Origin of the sequence: Mycobacterium sp. WMMD1722 (assembly GCF_049315205.1) — a bacterium.
In the GTDB taxonomy this organism is placed as follows: Bacteria; Actinomycetota; Actinomycetes; order Mycobacteriales; family Mycobacteriaceae; genus Mycobacterium.
Map to the genome: position 1 here is coordinate 5000639 of NZ_CP186056.1, position 19994 is coordinate 5020632.

The following is a 19994-nucleotide window of genomic DNA, read 5'->3' on the forward strand; positions in this document are numbered from 1 at the left end:
GCGCAAGCTGTCCCTGCCGGGCCTGTCCGCCCGGCGTGGTGGTCGCCGACGATGGCGGGATGCACGCACAGATCGTTCTCTTCGACGGGTTCGACCCTCTCGACGTCATCGCGCCCTATGAGGTCCTGGTGGCCGGCAGCGACGCACTGGGTGGGGAACTCGAGGTCCGGCTGGTATCCGCCGAAGGACCGCGCGCGGTCGTCAGCGGGTCGCGCGGTCTGACGCTGCACGCCACCGCTGAGCTGGATCCGTCCGTGCCCGGATTCGTCATCGTGCCCGGCGCGGTGGGTCCGATCGAGGGCGATCCCGACGAGGGTGTGGAAACCATCCCGGTGCTCTTGGCCCGCTTCGGCCAGACCGCCGCTGTGGAGCTGATGCGCCGGGCGTTCGACAACCCGGAGGTCACCGTGGCCACCGTGTGCGGCGGTGCCCTCGCCCTCGCCATGGCCGGGCTCATCGACGGCCGCCACGCCAACACCCACCATCTGGGCGTGGACGTCCTGGAGGCCACCGGCGCGATCCCGGTGCGGGCGCGGGTCGTCGACGACGGCGATCTGGTCACCAGCGGCGGTGTCACGTCCGGACTCGATCTGGCGTTGCATCTTCTCGACCGCAGCTATGGGCCGCGCATCGCACTCGCGGTCGAGGAGATGTTCGCCTACGAGCGGCGCGGCACCGTGTGGTCGAACAGCGGCCGTCTGCCGAAAGCGGTGTGAGCGTGAGCGTCATCGGTGACTGGGATGTCCGCATCAAGACACCCATCGGATCGTTGCGGATCGACTACCGCTTCACCGACGGCGGTGGCGGTCTGGCGGGCAGCGCGACGGGCTCCGCGGAGACCGTCGCGCTGACCGACATCACGGTGACCGAGGACGACGCGGGACAGCGGGTGCGCTGGCGTCAGCGGGTCACCAAGCCGATGCGGCTCAACCTCGAATTCGACGTGGTCGTGCACGGCGACGAGCTCTCCGGACACTCCCGGGCCGGCCGGCTGCCCCGCTCGGCCGTCTCGGGGGTGCGGAGATACTCAGACCCCGGTGCTTGACCCCGGCCGCACGATCATCAGCACGGTGACGACCACCCACAACAGATTGAAGACCCCGGTGGTCATGGCCAGCGTGGTGACTGTCGCGCCGGCCAGGACCGACTGCTGTGCGGGCAGCACGAAGGCGATCAGCACGACGGCCGCCGCCGCGGTCAGTGCAATGGACACCAATACCCACCCGTCGGTCAGCACACCCATCGACGCCGCAGTGGCGAAACCCAGCACGGGCACCGCGAGCCCGACGGCGGCATACACCCGGCAGATGCGGTGCAGCACCGCGGCAGTCGCCGAGACGGCGGCATCCCCGGCCGGTAGCGCGCGGGCGTACCGGGGAAACATGCTCGCGGCGACCGCGATCGGGCCGACGGCCAGGATGGCGGCGAGGACGTGGGCGCTGAGCAGGACGGCGTTCATCGCCGTCGAGGCTAGGACACGCGGGCCTGGGCGGCCTCGCGGCAAAACGCCAGTGTGCGCCGGGATCTGGCCAGCTTCACCAGCCTTCGGTGAGGACGCGGTCGAGCGTGTCGGCGTAGAAGTCGGCCGACTCGACGTCGATGCACAGCGGGGGTTTGGTCTTGAGGATGTTCGAGTGGTCCCCGGTCGGCTGGATGATCACTCCGTAGTCGAGCATGCGCTCGCAGATGGCCGCCGTCTCGGCGGTGGCCGGCTCCAGGGTGTCCCGGTCGCGCACCAGCTCCACACCGAGGTACAGGCCGACGCCGTGGACGGTGCCCACGATCGGATGCCGCTCGCCGAGCTCCTCGAGCCGCGCCTTGAGGTGGCTCCCGACGCGAACAGCGTTGCCCTGCAGATCTTCTGATTCGAGGACGTCGAGTACCGTCAGGCCGATCGCGCATGACAGCGGGCTGCCGCCGGTCGACGAGAAAAAGTAACCCTGCGAGCGGAAGGCGTCGGCAACCGCCCCGGTCGTGACCACCGCGCCGAGCGGATACCCGTTGCCGGTGGACTTGGCCATCGAGACGATGTCGGGGACCACACCCTGTTGCTGGAAACCCCAGAACCAGTGACCCAGACGGCCGTATCCGACCTGCACCTCGTCGGCGATCGCGTAGCCGCCAGCGGCGCGCACGGCCGCATAGACCTGTTCGAGATAGCCGTCGGGCAGCGCCATCCCGCCGGCGTTGCCGTACACCGATTCACAGATGAAGCCCGCGGGCGGTCTACCGTCGGCCACCAACTGCTGAATCTGAGCGACCGCCTCGACGGCGTAGGACGCAACCTCGCTCCCGCGGTACTTGCCGCGAAAACTGTTGGGGGACTCGACCGTATGCACCCAGTCGGGTCGGGTCGCCAGGGCGTTGGGGTTGTCTGCGGTGGACGTGGACACCGCGTCGGTGCCGTAGGTCCAGCCGTGGTAGGCCTCGCGCATGGCGATCACGTCCCGCCGGCCCGACGCCGCCAGTGCCAGGCGGATCGCCAGATCGCTGGCCTCCGAACCGGAGTTGACCAGGAACACGGTGTCGAGCGGTTCCGGCAGAGTGGCGGCAAGGCGCTCGCTGTATTCGACCACCGCGGCGTAGTTGAACCGCGAGTTCGTGTTCAGCCGGCGCAGCTGCCGGTTCGCGGCGTCGGCGACGCGTGGGTGGGCATGGCCGAGGACAGTGACATTGTTGACCATGTCCAGATAGCAGCGACCCGCCGTCGACATCAGGAAGTGTCGGCGGCCGCGCTCGATCTGCGGCGGCCTGCGGTAGTAGTGCTCCTGCACCCGGGCGAAGCTGCGATCCCGCCGGGCCATGAGAGCGCTTGGCGTAGCGGCGGTTTCGGAGGAAGGCAGACCGAACAGCGGTGCCGGATCGCAGACGGTGGCCAACCAGCCCGCCGCCAGTTCCGGGCGCACCAGCCGCGGGGCCGGGGTGGCGCCGACCTCTCGGACGGCGACGTGCGCCCACTGCCCGCCCTGTGCTTCGGCCATGGGTGTGCCGGCGGGCACGTCACCCGGCTCGGCCAGGGGACGGATCCCGGTCAGCGTCACCTCGTGCTCATGCCCGCGCAGCGTCACAGTCTCGGATCCGACGTCGACGACTTCGCCGTCCCACGGCGCGGCCAGCACGACCGGCCGTGCCGGCCACAGCTCGACGCCGGTGGGTACCACCGCAGCGGTGCGGTGACTCGGCCGGGACGCCAGGTGCAGACGGGGATCGCCGACGCGGGTGAGCACCACGTCGGCTCCGTCGGCCACCGCGCGCCGGGCCAGCCGGTCCTCGAGATCACCGGGCAGTCGTCCCGCGGCGTCGAACGCACCGTCGTAGACCTCGGAGGTCACCGACAGATCCAGCACCGCAACCGAACCGCTCGCCTCGATCAGCGGCGCGGTGAACGACACCGAGGCGGCCGGCAGGGGTATGCCGAGTTCGGCGCGGACGGCGGCGGCCATCACCTCGGCGGGCACCGAGATCGCCTGCTCGAACATCCGCCACTCACCGGCCGACTGCTCGGTCAGATAGGAATTGTCGGGTTCGAGTGCGGCCTGCTGGGCGCCGCTGACGATGAGCACCGCCGTTCGCAGCACCAGCAGTGGCCACAGTGCCTCGATCTCGGCGTCCGATAGCGGGCGTACGGCGTTGAAGGCCGCGACCGCCGGCAGTATCGACTCGGGTTCGGTGCCGGGGTGGCCGAGTACCGATGCGGCGGCGATCGCCAATTCCGACACCGCCCAGGTGCGGGTGAGGTCGCCGAAGTCGATGACGCCGTCGGGGTGGACACTCCCGTCAGGACCGCGGCTGATCACCACGTTGGCGTCCGTCACGTCGAGATGCACCGCCTGCTGCGGGAGGTCGTCGGCCACCCGTTGGATGTGTGTCCAGGCCGCCGCGGCGGCGTCGCGCAACCGGGCCCGCCGCGCCGGGTCATCGACGTGGTCGGCGAGTGCGGTCACCACCTGGTGGCCGTAGCGCAGATCCCATTGCAGTGCGCGGTCGAGTCCGTCGTGATCGAAATGTCGCAGCGCGCGGCTGACCCGCCCGGCGACCCCGCCCAGGCCGGCGACGGCGGCGGGGGAGAGGCGTTCGACGTCGATCATCGTGCCGCCGGGCAGATAGCGCAGCAGCCGGACATAGGCGCCGGCCCCGTCCGATCCGAACGCACCCTCGACACGTGTGCAGGCCTCGCCGTCGGCGTTCGGCAGGGGGACCGCGATGCGCAGCTCCGGCTCGGCCTGTGCGACCAGTTCCGCGGCGGCGTCCTGAGCGGCGATCTCGGTGGCGCTGAACACCGGGTTGGCGAACTTCAGCACACCGGCGATCTCGTCGTCGGCGGTCAACAGGAAGTTCTGATCCTGTTGGCTGCCCAGCGATCTGGCGCTCGCGCGCAGACCGTACGCGGCGGCGGCGACCGACTCGGCGGTGCTCTCGGCGACCTGGGGGGCGGGCAGTTCGAGTGACTCGAAGAAGTTGAAGCCGGTGCCCCGGCGCTCGGCGGTCACCGGCTGACGAAGTCGACGACGACTTCGGTGAACGCGTCGTTGTCGTCGCCGGCGGCGGTGTGTCCGGCATCCGACAGCTCGACGAACTCGGCTCTGGGCACCTTCTGCAGGAAGTCCCTGACGCCCTCTTCGCTGACCACGTCGGAGAGCTTCCCACGGATCAGCAGGATCGGGATCGTGAGGTCGATCGCGATCTGCTCGAGCTTCTCCACCCGGACGAACGGATCGTCGCCGGGGGCGGTCAGGAACGCCGGGTCCCAGTGCCAGTACCACCGTCCATCCCGCTGACGCAGATTCTTCTTCAGTCCCTCGGGGCTGCGGGGTCTGGGTCGGTGCGGCAGATACTCGGCGACCGCGTCGGCAGCCTGCTCGAGCGAATCGAATCCGTGCACGTGGTTGAACATGAAGTCCCGGATCCGGGCGCTGCCGTCCTTCTCGTAGCGCGGTACCACGTCGACGAGCACCAGCTGGGTGACCCGTCCGGGGCCGGCCGCCCCGGCGACGAGGATGCCGGTCAGCCCACCCATGCTGGCCCCGATCAGCGCAACCGGCCGACCGATCTGGTCGAGCACCTCGAGCGTGTCCGCACCGAGCATGTCCACGGAGTAGTTGGCCTGCGGGGAGCGGTCGCTGTCGCCGTGGCCGCGGCTGTCGAGCGCGACGACGTGCAGTCCGGCGTCGGCGAGGATCTGGCCGGTCCTCTTCCACGAGTGCCGGTTCTGTCCGCCGCCGTGCAGCATCAGCACGGTCGGACGGTCGGTCGCCGCCCGCCCTGGGTCGCGGTTCCACTCGTCGGCGACCAGCGTGAGCCCCTCGGCGCCCCGGAATTGCACGACATGCGGCTGGCTGTGGGGGGAGTTCGGCGCAGTCACAGACGCTCCTCTCGGTCGGCCCCGAGCTGTCACGTTACCGAGGCGACAATTCCGCCTCCGGCCGATGGCCCGCGTCCCTACAATCTGCGCTCGTGCATCCGCCTTCGCCGACCGACGACGAGCGCGGACGCATCATCGACTCCGCGTACGACTGTCTGTCCGAGCCGCACGTCGGCCCGGTGCCCATCGCGGCGATCCTCGCCCGCGCGGAGGTCTCGACACGGGCGTTCTACCGGCACTTCGCGTCCAAGGACGAATTGTTCCTGCAGATGCTGCGCCAGGAGTGCGATGCCCTCACCGGCCGTCTCGACCAGATCCTCGACAAGGGTGAGGAGCCGCAGCGCCAACTCGAGGCCTGGATCGCCGAGATGCTCACGCTGGCCCACGATCCGCGACTGCGTCAGCACATGCGGGTGATCGACTCCGACGAGGTGCGGGCGGCCAAGGGATACCGCGAGGTGCGCGAAGCCACCCACGCCGAGCGCGAGAGGTCGCTGGTGGAGATCCTGGTCCGCGGCCGGGACGACGGAAGCTTCGCGCTCACCGAACCCGACATCGACGCCGTCGCGATCAGTGCACTGGTCTCGCGGGTGATGGCGACGAGCCCGCCGACCCGCCCCATGCTCGTCGAGCGGGCGCTGGCGCAGGTCCTCGACTTCGCGCTGCGGGCCGTCGGTGGCCGCCGCCCGAGTACGGACGGTCGATGAGATCCGTCGCTCCCGCGGGTCTGCCCCGGTGTCATCCGCACCGTGGACAGGAGACCCGAGATGCCATCGATCACGCCGTCGCTCTGGTTCGACGACGATCTGGAGGAGGCGGCCGCCTTCTACACGTCCGTCTTCCCGAATTCCGCCGTCGAAGGGTTCCAGCGCTACACCGAGGCCGGTCCGGGCGCACCGGGCCACGTCGTCTCCGGTTCGTTCGTCCTGGACGGGACCCGATTCATCGGTATCAACGGCGGACCGCAGTTCCCGTTCTCCGAGGCCGTGTCGTTCACCGTGCACTGCCGGGACCAGGCCGAAGTCGACCACTACTGGGACCGGCTGGTCGCCGGCGGCGAGGAATCGCACTGCGGCTGGCTCAAGGACCGGTTCGGCCTGAGTTGGCAGATCGTCCCGCACCGGCTCGGGGAGCTGCTCGCCGATCCGGTGCCCGCCCGGGCGGCCGCCGCGACCAAGGCCATGCTCGCGATGCGCAGAATCGTCATCGCCGACCTGGAGGCGGCCGTCGCCGGCCTGTGACGGCGCCGCTCCCGGCGGCATGGGCGCTGAGCGGCGGTGCGGCCCCGCCACGTAACGTTTGGGCGACATCCCGTGAGGAGTTGGTCCCGCATGCCGGAGAGGAGCGCCATGGCCCCCGACGATGCCGCCGCCTTCCACGGAAGTGAGGTCAGTCGCGATCCCGGCGACGCCGACGATCACGACGACATCGACGACGATCGCGACCCGGCCGGTTCGCGGCGCCGCCGGCTGATCACCGGCGCCGTGCTGCTGATCGGGGCGCTGGCCGCGCTGACGGGCTGGCAGGGCTACCGGGCGTACGAGAACCATCAGGCCGACAAGCAGCGCCAGGTCTACCTCGAGGTGGGCCGGGAGGCCGCCCAGAATCTGACCACCATCGACTGGCAACACGCCGAGGCGGACGTACAGCGGGTCCTCGACGTCGCGACCGGCACCTTCTACGACGACTTCCAGCGGCGGTCCCAGCCGTTCATGGAGGTCGTCAAGGAGGCCCGGTCCAAATCCGTGGGCACCCTCGGCGAATCGGGTATCGAATCGGTCTCCGACGACGGTGCCCGCGTGCTGGTGGCGGTGACGGTGCAGTCCTCGAACGCAGGCGCTCCCGATCAGGCCCCCAAGGCGTGGCGGATGCGGTTGACCCTCGCCCGGGTCGATGACGGGGCGAAGGTGTCCAACGTGGAGTTCGTGCAGTGACGGAGCCGTCGAAGCCGGCCGAGGATGTGACCGCGCAGGAGTCGGACGCGTCCGCACCGTCACAGCCTCCCCGTCGGCTGCTCGCCCGCGGTGCGCTGCCGGCGCTGGTGCTCATCCTCGTGGTGGCCGCCGGTTACCTGCTGTGGCAGAACGTGGCGGCCGGACGCGAGGAAGCGGCCCGTACCGAATCCGTACAGGCGGCCCGGGACATCACGGTGTCGATGCTGACCTACCAGCCCGACACCATCGACGAGCAACTGTCGCAGGCCCGGGAACGGCTCAGCGGCGCATGGAAAGAGCAGTACGGGACGACGGTCGACACGGTCATCGCGCCGGAGGCCAAGGCGAAGCGGATCGCCGCGGCCGCCGAGGTGGCAGCGGCGGCGTCGGTGTCCGCCGAACCCGACCACGCCGTGGTCCTGCTGTTCGTCAACCAGACGGTCGCCGTGGGCGCCGAGGCTCCGACCGTCACCCCGTCGAGTGTGCGGGTGACGCTGGACAAGGTCGACGACCGGTGGCTGATGTCGGGATTCGAGCCGGTATGACCGAACCGCGGTGGCTCGACGTCACCACACCGGCGGTGCAGTTGCGCGCGCTGGTGTGGGAACCGGAGAACGGCTCGGACGCGCCGGTGGCCCTGTGCCTGCATGGCTTCCCCGACACCGCCTACGGCTGGCGCAAACTCGCGCCCGCTCTGGTGCAGGCCGGCTGGCGGGTCGTGGCGCCGTTCATGCGCGGTTATGTGCCGTCGGGAGTGCCCACCGACGGCAGTTACCACGTCGGGGCGCTGATGGACGACGCCCTGCAGGTCCTGCGGGCCGCCGGACCGACCGGACGTGACGTGCTGATCGGGCACGACTGGGGTGCCATCGCCGGCGCCGGGCTGGCCGCGATGCCGGACAGCCCGTTCGACAAGGTCGTCATCATGTCCGTGCCGCCGGCTGCTGCATTCCGGCCGCTGGGCCGCGTCCCCGACGGTCTGCAGTTGGCCGCCCGGTTACCTCGGCAACTGCTGCGCAGCTGGTACATCATGTATTTCCAGCTTCCCGCGCTGCCGGACCGGTCGGCGAAGTGGGTGGTGCCTCGGCTGTGGCGGCAGTGGTCGCCGGGTTATCCGGCCGCCGAGGACGTGCGCCATGTCGACGCGGCGATCGGCGCGCCACCCCGCTGGCGCGCCGCTCTCGGCTACTACCGGGCCATGGTGCGCAACACCCGTCCGCCCGAGCGGTATGCCCGGCTGCACGAGCACTGGCTGTCCCCGCCGATCCGTCCCACCCTGTACCTGCACGGCCTCGACGACGGTTGCGCCGGCTCGGATTACGCCCGCTGGGTCGGGCCGATCCTGCCCGCCGGCAGCGCGGTGGCCACCGTCTCCGGTGCGGGGCATTTCCTGCAGCTCGAGCAGCCCGCCATCGTCGGCAGGCACATCGTCGACTTCATCGGCGCACCCCGCTGAACCACGGCCGGCTCGCGGCGGTCGACGCGCAGACGTACTGGCTGTCGGCGAAGGTGCCCAGCGACCAGTTCCTGACCTATGGATTCGCCGGGGTGCCCGCCGACCTGGCCGGCGCCGTCGGCGAGGTGCTGGGCCGCGCCCGGGGCTGTACGGAGCTGCGACTGCGCGTGCGCGACCGCGGTGTGGGCTACCCGGTGTGGGTCCGAGCCGGTGTCGACGAACGCCTCGTGGTGGTGCACGACCTGGGCGGCGCCGACTGGGGTGACTGTCTGAGCGCGGTGGAGGCGCTCGCCGACGACCAACTCGATGCGCGGGCGGTGACGTGGCGGCTGCACGTGTTCCCGGCGATCATCGGTATCCCCGGCGTGGCGGGTGCGGGGACGGTGGTCGTCGTGCAGATGGCGCACACCCTGGCCGACGGGGTGCGTGCGGCGGCGTTGGCCGCAGTGCTGTTCGGGCGCACCGCCCCGGTGCCCGTGGTACCGGCGACGCCCCGGTGGGAGGCTTTCGCGCTGCCGTCGCGCGCGGTGCGCGCGGCCCGTGCGCACCGACGGCTCGTTCGCGACGTGGCCACCGGAGGTGTTGCCGCACAGGGTAAATCGTTTCCCACCCTGCGCAGCAACACCCGTCCCGACGGGAAACGCAGCCTGCGCACCCTGGTGCGGGACCGGTCGCAGCTGAGCGGCCCGACAGTCACCGCCGGCGTCCTGACCGCGATCGCGCAGGCGCTCGCCGGGCAGCTGCGGGAGCTCGGCGACGACCCCGTCCACCTCGGCGCCGAGGTGCCGATGGCCAAGAGCGGCCAGCGGTTGTCCCGCAATCACTTCGGCAACGTGAGTGTCGGGCTGTTCCCCGCGCTGCCGCCGCGCGAGCGAGCCCAGCGCATCGCCGGCATCCTGGCCGACCGCAGACGCCGCGCCGCGCACCCCGCGCTGCTCGCCGACCGGGCCGCGTTCGCGGCGACGCCTGCCCCGCTGCTGCGCTGGGGCGTGGCGCAGTTCGACCCGGAGGTGCGCTCGGACCGGGTGATCGGCAACACCGTGGTGTCCTCGGTGCATCGCGGCCCCGCCGATCTGAGGTTCGGCGGCGCCCCCGTGGTGCTCACCACCGACTCGATGCCGTTGTCCCCGATGATGGGCCTGACCCACGGCGTCCACGGGATCGGCGACACCGTCACGATCAGCGTGCACGGCGCGCAATCGGCCGTCGGAGACGTCGACGCCTACACCGAGCGACTGGCCGCGGCACTGGACCGGGGTCACCCGGTGACGTGACAGATGTTCTAGATTCTGTTGCATGACTGCCTACGATGTCGGCGTTCTGATCCTGCGCGTGGTGCTCGGTCTGACCATGGCCGCACACGGCTACAACAAGTTCTTCGGCGGTGGGCGCATCCCCGGAACCGCCGGCTGGTTCGACAGCATCGGCATGAAGCCCGGCATGTTCCACGCCAGGGTGGCCGCGAGCACCGAGATGGCCGCCGGCATCGGATTGGCCGTGGGACTGTTCACCCCGGTGCCCGCCGCGGGCTTCGTGGCGCTGATGCTGGTCGCCGCCTGGACCGTGCACCGGGCCAACGGCTTCTTCATCGTCAAGGAGGGCTGGGAGTACAACCTCGTGCTCGCCGCCGCCGCGGTGGCGGTTCCGGCGATCGGCCCCGGGCGGCTCAGCCTGGATCACCTGCTGTTCGGTGGCACCGGACTGTGGGAGCTGGTGCAGGGCTGGTGGGGCCTGGTGATCGCACTGGTCCTCGGACTCGCCGGCGGCATCGGCCAGCTGGCGATCTTCTACCGCCCGCCGGCGAAAACGTAGTGGGGGATCCCATTCCGTCGGACTAGAACACGTTCTAGTCTTTGGTCCATGGGATTTCTCAAGCCCGACATGCCCGTCGTCGACTTCGCCGAGTGGAGCAAGGGCACGCGTTCGGAGAAGATCCGGCCGATGGCCCAGCACTGGGCCGAAGTCGGATTCGGCACCCCCGTGGTGATGCACCTGTTCTACGTCGCCAAGATCCTGCTCTACATCCTCGGCGGCTGGTTGTTCGCGCTGGCCACGCCCGGCGTCGACGGGTTCACCAACGTCGCGCAGTGGTGGACCGAACCGATCGTGTTCCAGAAGGTCGTGCTCTTCACCATGCTGTTCGAGGTCGTGGGCCTCGGCTGCGGATTCGGCCCACTGAACAACCGGTTCTTCCCCCCGATGGGATCGGTTCTGTACTGGCTGCGCCCGGGCACCGTCCGGCTACCCCCGTGGCCCGGTCGGGTGCCGATGACCAAGGGCGACACCCGCACTCCGCTGGACGTCGCGCTGTACGCGGGGCTCCTCGTGGTGCTGCTGATCGGATTGTTCTCCGCCGGTACCGGACCGGTCCCTGCGCTGGGAACGGTGATCGGCGTCCTGCCCCTCTGGCAGATCTGGACGATCCTCGGACTCCTGGCGGTGCTGGGTCTGCGCGACAAGGTGATCTTCCTGGCCGCCCGCGGTGAGGTGTACGGGTCGTTCACCGTCGCCTTCCTGTTCGTCGGCTACGGCGTGGACATGCTGCTGGCGGCCAAGCTGGTCTGCGTCGCGATCTGGATGGGGGCGGCGACCTCGAAACTCAACAAGCACTTCCCGTTCGTGATCTCGACGATGATGTCGAACAACCCACTGATCCGGACGAAGTGGCTCAAGCGCAAGTTCTTCGAGAAGTTCCCCGACGATCTGCGGCCCGGTCGCGTCTCGCGGGTCATCGCACATTTCAGCACCGCGATCGAGATGCTGGTGCCGTTGGTGCTGCTGTTCAGCCACGGCGGCTGGCCGACGGCGATCGCCGCGTTCGTCATGCTGGTCTTTCACTTCGGCATCCTGTCGGCGATCCCGATGGGGGTGCCGCTGGAGTGGAACGTGTTCATGATGTTCTGCGTGGTGACGCTGTTCGTCGGGCATGCCGAACTCGGCCTGTCGCAGCTGGACACCCCGCTGCCGGTGCTGTTGTTCGCCGTGCTGGCCGTCACCGTGGCGATCGGAAACCTGGTGCCGCGCAAGGTCTCGTTCCTGCCGGGGATGCGCTACTACGCGGGCAACTGGGACACCTCGTGGTGGTGCATCAAACCCTCGGCCAACGAGAAGATCGAGCGCGGTCTGGTGGCCATCGCCAGCATGCCCGCCTCGCAGCTGGAGAAGTTCTACGGCAGCCCCGAACAGGCGATGATCTACCTCTACAAGGGATACGCGTTCCGCGGCTTCAACTCCCACGGCAAGGCTCTGCTGACCCTGGTGCACCACGCGCTGGCGGGGCGCAACCAGGACGACTATCTGATCACCGAGGGTGAACGGCTCTGCAGCACCGCGGTCGGCTGGAACTTCGGCGACGGCCACATGCACAACGAACAGTTGATCGCAGCCATGCAGCGGCGCTGTCACTTCGAGCCGGGGGAGGTGCGGGTGATCCTGCTCGACGCCCAACCCATCCACCGGCAACGCCAGGAGTACCGCCTGGTCGATGCCGCCACCGGGGAGTTCGAACGCGGTTACGTGAAGGTGTCCGACATGGTCACCGGACAGCCCTGGACCGACGACATCCCGGTACAGGTGACCTGGCAGCGCGACGGTGCGACACCGCTCAGCCCATGACGTCGCGGACCTTGACCGTCTCCAGCCCCTGCAGCAACAACCCGCGGGCGGTGTCGAGGTGTTTGCGCCAGTGCGCCTCGGCCGCCGCGCCGTCACCCGAGCGCATCAGCTGCAGCAGGCGACGGTAGGAGCGCATCAGCTTCTCGTAGCCGGCCTTGGACAGCGGGCTGCTCTCGCTCATGGCGAAGGCGGTGTGGCGCACCGTGATCTCGTGCAGCATGCCCGCGATGATGGTCAGCGTGGCGTTACCCGACAGTTCCACCATGCGGCGGTGGAAGTCGCCGGTGGTCTCGGCCAGCCGGCCGGACTCCCAGCCCTGGGCAACGTCCTCGGCCAGTGCGCGCTCCAACTCGTCGAAGGCGGCGGTGTCGCCGGACTCGGTGAGCAGCCGTACGGCCATGGGTTCGATGCCCGAACGTGCCGTCATCACATCGGCGATGGTGGCGCCGGACAGCTCGAGCAGCAGACCGGCGGGGCGGGCGACGATCTCCGGACCGGGAACGCGCACCCGGGCGCCCGTGCGCGATCCGCGGCGGACCTCGACCAGCCGCTCGGATTCCAGCACCCGCACGGCTTCGCGCAGCGTCGGACGGCTGACACCGAAGTGCGCCATCAGTTCGGCCTCGTTGGGCAAAAAGTCGCCCTCTTTGAGCGCACCGTCGACGACCATCCGGCGCAGCGTGCCCGCCACCAGTTCGGCGGTCTTGGGTGAACGCACGGCGGCGGTCGAGGCGCTCACCCCGATCATCGGGGCCAGCGGTGTCGTACCAGCCACCTGACCTCCCCTGTGCGCGCCGGCCGACGGCCAGCTGTAGAACTCAGTAAACCACCTGATCGGATCCGCAGCCGCCGCGCTGCTCTACCAACCAGTAGGTTGACCTAGTAAACCTTGTCCTCTACCGTCGTGTCGAACCCGCCTGTTCCGAGACTTCGAAGGAGAAGTGTCATGGCTGAAGCCGTCATCGTGGAGGCCGTGCGCTCGCCCGTCGGCAAGCGCAACGGAGGCCTGTCGGGGGTGCACCCCGCCGAACTGTCCGCCCAGGTCCTCAACGGTCTGGTCCAGCGCGCCGGGGTCGACCCCGCCCTGGTCGACGACGTCATCTGGGGCTGCGTGATGCAGGCCGGCGAGCAGGCCCTCGACATCGGCCGCACCGCGCTGCTCACCGCCGGCTGGCCTGAGACGGTGCCCGGGGTGACGGTCGACCGCCAATGCGGCTCGAGCCAGCAGTCGGTGCACTTCGCCGCCGCCGGCGTGGTGGCCGGCCACTACGACGTCGTCGTCGCCGGTGGCGTCGAGTCGATGTCACGCACCCCCATGGGCGCCTCGCTGGCCAACGGGGGCAATCCGTATCCGGGTGGGTTCAAGGACCGCTACCAGCAGACCCCGAATCAGGGCGTGGGTGCGGAGATGATCGCCGAGCAGTGGGGCTTCAGCCGCACCGATCTCGATCAGTTCTCCCTGAACTCGCACGAGAAGGCCGCGGCGGCGCAGGATTCCGGCGCCTTCGACGACCAGATCGTGGCGATCAAAGATCAGGACGGCAACACCGTCCTGAAGGACGAGGGCATCCGTCGGGGCACCACCCTGGAGAAAATGGGTCAGCTCAAGCCCGCGTTCCGCGAGGACGGCGTCATCCACGCCGGCAACTCCTCCCAGATCTCCGACGGCTCGGCGGCGCTGCTGTTCATGTCGGCCGAGAAGGCCAGGGAACTCGGCCTCAAACCGCTGGCCAAGGTGCACACCGCGGTGCTGGCCGGTGCCGATCCGGTGATCATGCTGACCGCCCCCATCCCGGCCACCCAGAAGGCGCTCAAGCGGTCCGGGCTGAGCATCGACCAGATCGGCGCGTTCGAGGTCAACGAGGCCTTCGCGCCGGTTCCGATGGCCTGGCTCAAGGACATCGGCGCCGACGAGAAGAAACTCAACCCCAACGGCGGCGCGATCGCCCTCGGCCACCCGCTCGGCGGCTCCGGTGCCCGCATCATGACCACGCTGCTGCATCACATGCGCGACAACGGAATCCAGTACGGCCTGCAGACGATGTGCGAAGGCGGCGGTCAGGCCAACGCCACCATCCTGGAACTGCTGTGACGCAGGACAGTCCCGGCGCCCTGGTCGAACGCCGGGGCAACGTCATGGTCATCACCATCAACCGGTCGGAGGCCCGCAACGCCATCAACTCGGCGGTGTCGATCGCGCTGGGCGACGCCCTGGAAGCGGCGCAACAGGACCCCGAGGTACGGGTGGTCGTGATCACCGGGGCCGGTGACAGATCCTTCTGTGCGGGAGCGGATCTCAAAGCCCTCTCGCGCGGTGAGGACATCGGTCACCCCGATCAGCCGAAGTGGGGTTTCGCCGGATACGTCCGCCATTTCATCGACAAGCCGACCATCGCCGCGGTCAACGGTACCGCGCTCGGTGGAGGCACCGAACTCGCGCTGGCCAGTGACCTGGTCGTCGCGGGGGAGAGCGCGAAATTCGGTCTGCCCGAGGTGAAGCGGGGCCTGATCGCCGCAGCCGGCGGGGTGTTCCGCCTGGTCGACCAGATCCCGCGCAAGGTCGCACTGCAGATGATGTTCACCGGCGAGCCGATCACCTCGGCGGAGGCCCTGAGGTGGGGTCTGATCAACGAAGTCGTGCCGGACGGCACGGAATTGGACGCCGCGCTCGCGCTCGCCGAGCGCATCACGGTCAATGCCCCGCTGGCCGTGCAGGCCAGCAAGCGCGTCGCCGTCGGCGCCGACGACCGCGTCGTGACCGATGACGAACCCGGATGGAAGCGCACGCGGCGCGAGGTCGCGATCGTCTTCACCTCCGAGGACGCCAAGGAAGGGCCATTGGCCTTCGCGCAGAAGCGTGAGCCGGTCTGGAAGGCGCAATAAGCCGAATGAAAAGGGAAACACCATGAAGCGCACGATCTACGACGCCGAGCACGAGGCCTTCCGCGACACCGTGAAGGGCTACATCGACAGTGAGCTCGTCCCCAACGCCGAGAAGTGGGAGGCCGAGCGCCTCGTCGACCGGTCGGCGTACGTGGCTGCGGGTAAGCACGGACTCATCGGGTTCAACATGCCCGAGGAGTTCGGCGGCGGCGGTGCCGACGATTTCCGGTTCAACGCCATCATCGACGAGGAGATCGCCAAGAGCGGTGTCCCCGCCCCGGCGCTGAGCCTGCACAACGACGTCGTCGGCCCGTACTTCAAGGATCTGGCCAACGACGAGCAGAAGCAGCGCTGGTTGCCGGGCATCACCAGCGGTGAGCTGATCATCGCGATCGCCATGACCGAGCCCGGCGCGGGCAGCGACCTGGCGGGCATCCGCACCTCGGCGGTGCGCGACGGGGACGACTGGATCATCAACGGCTCCAAGACGTTCATCTCGTCAGGCATCAACAGCGACCTCGTGGTGGTCGTCGCCCGAACCGATCCCGATGCCGGCCACAAAGGCTTCTCCCTGCTGGTGGTCGAGCGGGACATGCCGGGCTTCACCCGAGGCCGCAAGCTCGACAAGATGGGGCTGCACGCGCAGGACACCTCCGAGCTGCACTTCGAGAACGTCCGGGTGCCGAGTGCGAACCTGCTGGGCAAAGAGGGCCGCGGCTTCTACCACCTGATGACCAATCTGCCCTCGGAGCGGCTGTCGATCGCGATCTCGGCGATCGCCGGTGCTCGGGAGACCTGGCGTCAGACCCTGCAGTACGCGAAAGATCGCAAGGCGTTCGGCCAGCCGATCGGCAGCTTCCAGCACAACCGGTTCCTGCTCGCGGAGATGGACACCGAGCTCGAGGTCACCGAGTGCTACATCGACCGCTGCCTGCAGGGCGTGGTCGACGGGGAGCTGACCGCCGTGGAAGCGGCCAAGGCGAAGTGGTGGGCCACCGAGGTGGCCAAGAAGGTCGTCGACCAGTGCGTGCAGCTGCACGGCGGCTACGGCTACATGCTGGAGTATCGCGTGGCGCGCGACTACGTCGACGGTCGCATCCAGACGATCTTCGGTGGCACCACCGAAATCATGAAGGAGATCATCGGCCGCGATCTGGGCCTGTAATCGCGCCGAGCAGGCCCCCGCAAGCGGGAGGTACCCCCCGCAAAAGCCCCCCAAGTCAACGGATTTGGGGGGCTTTTGCGTCTGCTCGCGAGAGATCAGCCAGCCGGTGCCGGTGTCGGTGCCGAGGCCGGGGTCTCCTCGGCGGGCAGCGGCGTCTCCGGCGCCGTGGTCGGCGTGGTCGACGTCGTGGTGGTCGACGAGGTGGCCGTCGGGGTGGTCGGCGTCGGCGCATCGGCCGGGTCGAGCACCGTGTCGATCAGGTAGATGCGCGCGTTCTCGGCCGGGATGCCGCCGCAGATCACCTTCGCGGTGTCGTTGATCTTGATGTCGCCGTTGGTGCCGACGACGTTGATCTCGGCGCCCTGCTGGGTGGGCCGCTGACCCTTCACGTCACCGGGCCCGAGCAGGCCGAGGAACACGTGGTAGTAGTCCAGATCGGTCAGCGCGGCCGGGTTGTTCTTCAGCGCGTCGAGCTGTTCGGGGGGCAGCTTCGCGAAGGCCTCGTTGGTGGGGGCGAACACCACGTAGGGGCCGTTGTCGAGCACCGCGGCGACATTCACCGCGGGGTTGAGGCCGCCGGAGATCGCGGAGCTGAACGTGCTGATCTCCGGGATCGAGGCCAGCACCTGGCTGACGGGCTGATTGATGAAGGTCTTCCAGGTGGGGTTGGCGGCCCGGAAGGGATCGCAGTCCCCCTCGAGATTGGGCAGCGGGGTCTCCACGGACGACGGCTCGGTCGTCGGCTGCGCGTAGGCATTGACGGACAGCGGCAGCGACACCGCGAACGCGGCGACGCCCACTGCGGCTCCCAATGTCTTGAAGCGGGTATTCACTGTCGGCTCCTCAGCTCGTCAGGACGCCTGCGATGGGCGGCGTCGGGCCGGCTACCTGTGCGGCGCCGTTTCGGATGCTAAGGCCACCGCACGCCGCCGACCAAGTCGAGGTCGCGGCCGATACCCACCGTCGATGCGCTGACCTGCGGTGACATTGTCACGCCGGTTGTCTCACACCGACCCGCGGAGCCGCCGCCTACGATGACGGCCATGCCAGAGCCGCTGATCATCACCCTCGGTGAGCACGCCCCCGACCTGCACGAGACGGCCTGGGTCGCCCCCAACGCCGCAGTCATCGGCCGGGTGGCACTGCGGGAGCAGGCCAGTGTCTGGTACGGCGCCACCCTGCGCGCCGAGGTCGAGCCCATCGAGATCGGCCCGGGCAGCAACATCCAGGACGGCGTCACCGTCCACGTCGACCCGGGATTCCCGGCGACCATCGGCGCCAACGTCAGCGTCGGGCACAACGCGGTGCTGCACGGCTGCACCATCGAGGACGACTGCTTGATCGGCATGGGCGCCGTCGTCCTCAACGGCGCCCGGATCGGGCGGGGGTCGCTCGTCGCCGCCGGTGCCGTCGTCCCCCAGGGCGCGCAGATCCCGGAGCGATCGCTGGTCGCCGGCGTCCCCGGCAAGGTCCGCCGCGAACTGGCCGACGCCGAGGTCGACGGCAACCGCACCAACGCGCAGCTCTACCAGCACCTGGTCGACGTCCACCGCTGAGCGCGTAGGCGCCCGGTGTGGCGCGTTCAACGACACCGCGACGGTTCCCCGCCGCCGCGCCCGGGTACCAACCGAGGGTGAACAACGTGCGGGCGCTCGTCACCGGCGCCACCGGATATGTCGGATCCCGACTGGTCGCCGCCTTGCTCGACGAGGGCGCCGACGTGGTGGCGGCGAGCCGGTCGGTCCAACGGCTCGAGAAGTTCGGCTGGTACGGCGATGTGACGAGCGTCGCATTGGACGCCTCGGAGCCGGAATCGGTCAAGCAGGCACTGGCCGACGCCGGTCGCGTCGACGTCATCTACTACCTGGTGCATGCGATCGGTCAACCCGACTTCCGCGAATCGGACAATCGGGCCGCGGCGAACGTGGCCGAAGCCGCCCGGGACGCCGGCGTCAAACGCATCGTCTATCTCGGCGGTTTCGTCCCGACCGACGACACCCTGTCCGAACACCTGGCCAGCCGCGCCGAGGTGGCCGAGGCGCTGACCGTCGACGGCGGCCCCGACGTGGTCTGGCTCGGGGCGGCCATCGTCATCGGTGCCGGTTCGACGTCCTTCGAGATGCTGCGCTACGTCGGCGACCGGTTCTGGCTGATCCCGATGCCCAAGTGGGCGGCCAACCCGCTCGACCCGATCTCGATCCGCGACGCCCTGCACTACCTCGTCGCCGCCGCCGACACCGATGCCGTCCCGGCCGGCTCATACGACATCCGGGGCCCCGAGACCACCACCTACGGCGACCTGTTGCTGCGCTACGCGTGCCTGTCCGGCCGGTGGCGGGCCCCGCTGCCGGTGCGCGGCATCGACACCAGCCTGGTCTCCCACGTCACCGGCCTGATTCTGCCGGTTCCGGGCGGGCTGGCCGGCGACCTGGTGGAATCCCTGGACCACCCGATGACCGCGTCGAAGCTCGGCATCCGCGACATCGTGCCCGATCCGCCAGGCGGTCTGATGCCGATCGACGAGGCGATCAAGCGGTCCCTGGCGTCGCCGCGGGCCCGGCCCGTAGACCGGCTCGCCGATGTGCACCACCTGGCGGCGACCGACCCCGACTGGGCCGGAGGCGATACCCTGCGCATCAAGCGGCTCATCCGTACCGTCACCCCGCCGATCGCCCGACCGGCGCTGGCGCTGCTCGGTGCGGTGCCCGGACCCGTCGCCGGCGCCCTGCGCACCGGCCTGGACACCCTGGTCAACCTGATACCGAAAGGTCATCCGGCATGACGGACGTTTCTGACGTTTCCGACGTTTCTGAGCAACCCTGCACCGAGCGCAGCGGCTTCCTGGCCGAGGCCCGCCGGATCCTCACCGGGGTCGCCGAACCCCACAACGAGGGTCCGGGCACGATCCGCCGTCGCCGCATCCTGGTCGCCGTCTTCGTCGTCGTCGGGTTCGTGCTGCTGGGCTACTCACTGCGGCTGCCGCCCGGTGATCCGTCGTTCTACTGGTTCACCATCGCCCTGGCGGCCTGGTGGACCCTGGGCGCGTTCGTCTCGGGTCCGGTCCACTTGGGGCGCATCTGTTTCCGCGGGCGCAACCAGCGGCCGGTGATCACCGGTACCGCCGTCGGGGTGGTGCTGGGCGCCGCGTTCGTCGTCGGTGGACTCGTCGCCCGTGAGATCGAGCCGGTGCGCGACTACATCGTCCGGGTGCTCGAATACGCCAACCAGGGCTCACTTCTGGTGATCGTGGCGATCACGGTGATCAACGGCCTGGCCGAGGAACTGTTCTTCCGCGGCTCCCTGTTCACCTCACTGGGCAAACGCAACAACGGGTGGTTCGCCTTCGTCGTGTCGACCGCCATCTACGTCGTCGTCACCGGTGTCAGCACCCAGAACCCGATGCTCGCCTTCGCCGCGGTCATCCTCGGCACGATCTGCGCGATGGAGCGCCGAGCGACCGGCGGAGTGCTCGCTCCCATGCTCACCCACTTCTTCTGGGGGCTGGTCATGGTGCTCGCGCTTCCCCCGATCTTCGGCGTCTGACCCGACGGGCCTAGAACAGTCGGTCGTCGGACGCTG

At 69.3% G+C, this 19994-nt stretch carries 21 protein-coding genes; 16 read left to right on the plus strand and 5 right to left on the minus strand.

Going from position 1 to position 19994, the window contains the following annotated elements; all coding sequences use genetic code 11:
- The first annotated feature begins 59 nt into the window (after positions 1–59).
- Together ACN27E_RS24275 and ACN27E_RS24280 are read left to right on the plus strand one after the other, a co-directional pair.
- Positions 60–716: a DJ-1/PfpI family protein gene (locus tag ACN27E_RS24275; RefSeq protein ID WP_422745412.1), complete on the plus strand. Its 657-nt coding sequence runs from the start codon at positions 60–62 to the stop codon at positions 714–716.
- 2 nt (positions 717–718) lie between these two features.
- Entirely contained in the window at positions 719–1045 is a 327-nt protein-coding gene (locus ACN27E_RS24280) for a hypothetical protein (protein ID WP_422745414.1), read from the plus strand.
- Here the strand turns inward: ACN27E_RS24280 and ACN27E_RS24285 are convergent.
- From ACN27E_RS24285 to ACN27E_RS24295, 3 genes are all read right to left on the minus strand, one after another.
- Positions 1028–1459, minus strand: a complete 432-nt coding sequence (locus tag ACN27E_RS24285) for a hypothetical protein (RefSeq protein ID WP_422745416.1) — start codon at positions 1457–1459, stop codon at positions 1028–1030. The two genes, ACN27E_RS24280 and ACN27E_RS24285, sit on opposite strands and share 18 nt — an antisense overlap.
- Positions 1460–1535: 76 nt before the next feature.
- Positions 1536–4490, minus strand: a complete 2955-nt coding sequence (locus tag ACN27E_RS24290; RefSeq protein WP_422745418.1) for an aminotransferase — start codon at positions 4488–4490, stop codon at positions 1536–1538.
- A complete protein-coding gene (locus tag ACN27E_RS24295; RefSeq protein WP_422745419.1) occupies positions 4487–5362 on the minus strand; it encodes an alpha/beta fold hydrolase in 876 nt (291 codons plus the stop codon). The genes ACN27E_RS24290 and ACN27E_RS24295 overlap by 4 nt, the downstream gene beginning before the upstream one ends.
- A gap of 92 nt (positions 5363–5454) precedes the next feature.
- Here ACN27E_RS24295 and ACN27E_RS24300 point away from each other — a divergent pair, with 92 nt between their 5' ends.
- From ACN27E_RS24300 to ACN27E_RS24335, 8 genes are all read left to right on the plus strand, one after another.
- On the plus strand, positions 5455–6069 hold the full coding sequence (locus ACN27E_RS24300; protein WP_422745421.1) for a TetR/AcrR family transcriptional regulator: 615 nt from the start codon (positions 5455–5457) through the stop codon (positions 6067–6069).
- 60 nt (positions 6070–6129) lie between these two features.
- Positions 6130–6603, plus strand: coding sequence for a VOC family protein (locus ACN27E_RS24305; protein ID WP_422750084.1), 474 nt, complete (start codon positions 6130–6132; stop codon positions 6601–6603).
- Between the two features lie 90 nt (positions 6604–6693).
- The gene (locus ACN27E_RS24310; RefSeq protein WP_422745422.1) at positions 6694–7296 is read left to right on the plus strand and encodes an Mce protein; all 603 of its coding nucleotides are present in this window, start codon (positions 6694–6696) and stop codon (positions 7294–7296) included.
- Positions 7293–7841, plus strand: a complete 549-nt coding sequence (locus ACN27E_RS24315) for a hypothetical protein (RefSeq protein ID WP_422745424.1) — start codon at positions 7293–7295, stop codon at positions 7839–7841. The genes ACN27E_RS24310 and ACN27E_RS24315 overlap by 4 nt, the downstream gene beginning before the upstream one ends.
- The gene (locus ACN27E_RS24320) at positions 7838–8752 is read left to right on the plus strand and encodes an alpha/beta fold hydrolase (protein ID WP_422745426.1); all 915 of its coding nucleotides are present in this window, start codon (positions 7838–7840) and stop codon (positions 8750–8752) included. The genes ACN27E_RS24315 and ACN27E_RS24320 overlap by 4 nt, the downstream gene beginning before the upstream one ends.
- 53 nt (positions 8753–8805) lie before the next feature.
- Positions 8806–10026: a WS/DGAT domain-containing protein gene (locus ACN27E_RS24325; protein ID WP_422745427.1), complete on the plus strand. Its 1221-nt coding sequence runs from the start codon at positions 8806–8808 to the stop codon at positions 10024–10026.
- 22 nt (positions 10027–10048) lie between these two features.
- Positions 10049–10564 carry a DoxX family protein gene (locus ACN27E_RS24330; RefSeq protein WP_422745429.1) on the plus strand — a complete coding sequence of 172 codons (516 nt, stop codon included), beginning with the start codon at positions 10049–10051 and terminating at the stop codon, positions 10562–10564.
- Between the two features lie 48 nt (positions 10565–10612).
- Positions 10613–12367 (plus strand): DUF3556 domain-containing protein, encoded by a 1755-nt coding sequence (locus tag ACN27E_RS24335; protein WP_422745430.1) that lies wholly within the window; start codon positions 10613–10615, stop codon positions 12365–12367.
- Here the strand turns inward: ACN27E_RS24335 and ACN27E_RS24340 are convergent.
- Positions 12357–13142, minus strand: a complete 786-nt coding sequence (locus tag ACN27E_RS24340; protein ID WP_422745432.1) for a FadR/GntR family transcriptional regulator — start codon at positions 13140–13142, stop codon at positions 12357–12359. The genes ACN27E_RS24335 and ACN27E_RS24340 overlap by 11 nt on opposite strands.
- A gap of 171 nt (positions 13143–13313) precedes the next feature.
- On the opposite strand from ACN27E_RS24340, the gene ACN27E_RS24345 reads away from it, so the two are divergent.
- Genes ACN27E_RS24345 through ACN27E_RS24355 form a run of 3 tightly spaced genes read left to right on the plus strand, consistent with a single transcriptional unit; the run spans position 13314 to position 16415 of the window.
- The gene (locus ACN27E_RS24345) at positions 13314–14459 is read left to right on the plus strand and encodes a thiolase family protein (protein WP_422745434.1); all 1146 of its coding nucleotides are present in this window, start codon (positions 13314–13316) and stop codon (positions 14457–14459) included.
- Entirely contained in the window at positions 14456–15250 is a 795-nt protein-coding gene (locus ACN27E_RS24350; RefSeq protein WP_422745436.1) for a crotonase/enoyl-CoA hydratase family protein, read from the plus strand. The genes ACN27E_RS24345 and ACN27E_RS24350 overlap by 4 nt, the downstream gene beginning before the upstream one ends.
- Positions 15251–15272: 22 nt before the next feature.
- On the plus strand, positions 15273–16415 hold the full coding sequence (locus tag ACN27E_RS24355; protein WP_422745438.1) for an acyl-CoA dehydrogenase family protein: 1143 nt from the start codon (positions 15273–15275) through the stop codon (positions 16413–16415).
- Positions 16416–16510: 95 nt separating this feature from the next.
- Here ACN27E_RS24355 and ACN27E_RS24360 read toward each other — a convergent pair whose 3' ends face one another.
- Positions 16511–17248 carry a fasciclin domain-containing protein gene (locus tag ACN27E_RS24360; protein WP_422745440.1) on the minus strand — a complete coding sequence of 246 codons (738 nt, stop codon included), beginning with the start codon at positions 17246–17248 and terminating at the stop codon, positions 16511–16513.
- A gap of 210 nt (positions 17249–17458) precedes the next feature.
- Here ACN27E_RS24360 and ACN27E_RS24365 point away from each other — a divergent pair, with 210 nt between their 5' ends.
- The 3 genes from ACN27E_RS24365 (at position 17459) to ACN27E_RS24375 (ending at position 19958) form a co-directional block, all read left to right on the plus strand.
- Positions 17459–17971: a gamma carbonic anhydrase family protein gene (locus tag ACN27E_RS24365; RefSeq protein ID WP_422745442.1), complete on the plus strand. Its 513-nt coding sequence runs from the start codon at positions 17459–17461 to the stop codon at positions 17969–17971.
- Positions 17972–18048: 77 nt separating this feature from the next.
- Positions 18049–19197 (plus strand): NAD(P)H-binding protein, encoded by a 1149-nt coding sequence (locus tag ACN27E_RS24370; protein WP_422745444.1) that lies wholly within the window; start codon positions 18049–18051, stop codon positions 19195–19197.
- Positions 19194–19958 (plus strand): lysostaphin resistance A-like protein, encoded by a 765-nt coding sequence (locus ACN27E_RS24375; RefSeq protein ID WP_422745445.1) that lies wholly within the window; start codon positions 19194–19196, stop codon positions 19956–19958. Before ACN27E_RS24370 ends, ACN27E_RS24375 begins: the two co-directional genes overlap by 4 nt.
- Positions 19959–19994 lie beyond the last annotated feature (36 nt).

Excerpts from the sequence above, each read along its gene's own strand:
- ACN27E_RS24345 (WP_422745434.1), top strand. The coding sequence starts at position 13,314 with ATGGCTGAAGCCGTCATCGTGGAGGCCGTGCGCTCGCCCGTCGGCAAG.
- ACN27E_RS24335 (WP_422745430.1), top strand. The coding sequence starts at position 10,613 with ATGGGATTTCTCAAGCCCGACATGCCCGTCGTCGACTTCGCCGAGTGG.
- ACN27E_RS24330 (WP_422745429.1), top strand. The coding sequence starts at position 10,049 with ATGACTGCCTACGATGTCGGCGTTCTGATCCTGCGCGTGGTGCTCGGT.
- ACN27E_RS24365 (WP_422745442.1), top strand. The coding sequence starts at position 17,459 with ATGCCAGAGCCGCTGATCATCACCCTCGGTGAGCACGCCCCCGACCTG.
- ACN27E_RS24275 (WP_422745412.1), top strand. The coding sequence starts at position 60 with ATGCACGCACAGATCGTTCTCTTCGACGGGTTCGACCCTCTCGACGTC.
- ACN27E_RS24320 (WP_422745426.1), top strand. The coding sequence starts at position 7,838 with ATGACCGAACCGCGGTGGCTCGACGTCACCACACCGGCGGTGCAGTTG.
- ACN27E_RS24285 (WP_422745416.1), bottom strand. The coding sequence starts at position 1,459 with ATGAACGCCGTCCTGCTCAGCGCCCACGTCCTCGCCGCCATCCTGGCC.
- ACN27E_RS24310 (WP_422745422.1), top strand. The coding sequence starts at position 6,694 with ATGCCGGAGAGGAGCGCCATGGCCCCCGACGATGCCGCCGCCTTCCAC.
- ACN27E_RS24355 (WP_422745438.1), top strand. The coding sequence starts at position 15,273 with ATGAAGCGCACGATCTACGACGCCGAGCACGAGGCCTTCCGCGACACC.
- ACN27E_RS24305 (WP_422750084.1), top strand. The coding sequence starts at position 6,130 with ATGCCATCGATCACGCCGTCGCTCTGGTTCGACGACGATCTGGAGGAG.
- ACN27E_RS24375 (WP_422745445.1), top strand. The coding sequence starts at position 19,194 with ATGACGGACGTTTCTGACGTTTCCGACGTTTCTGAGCAACCCTGCACC.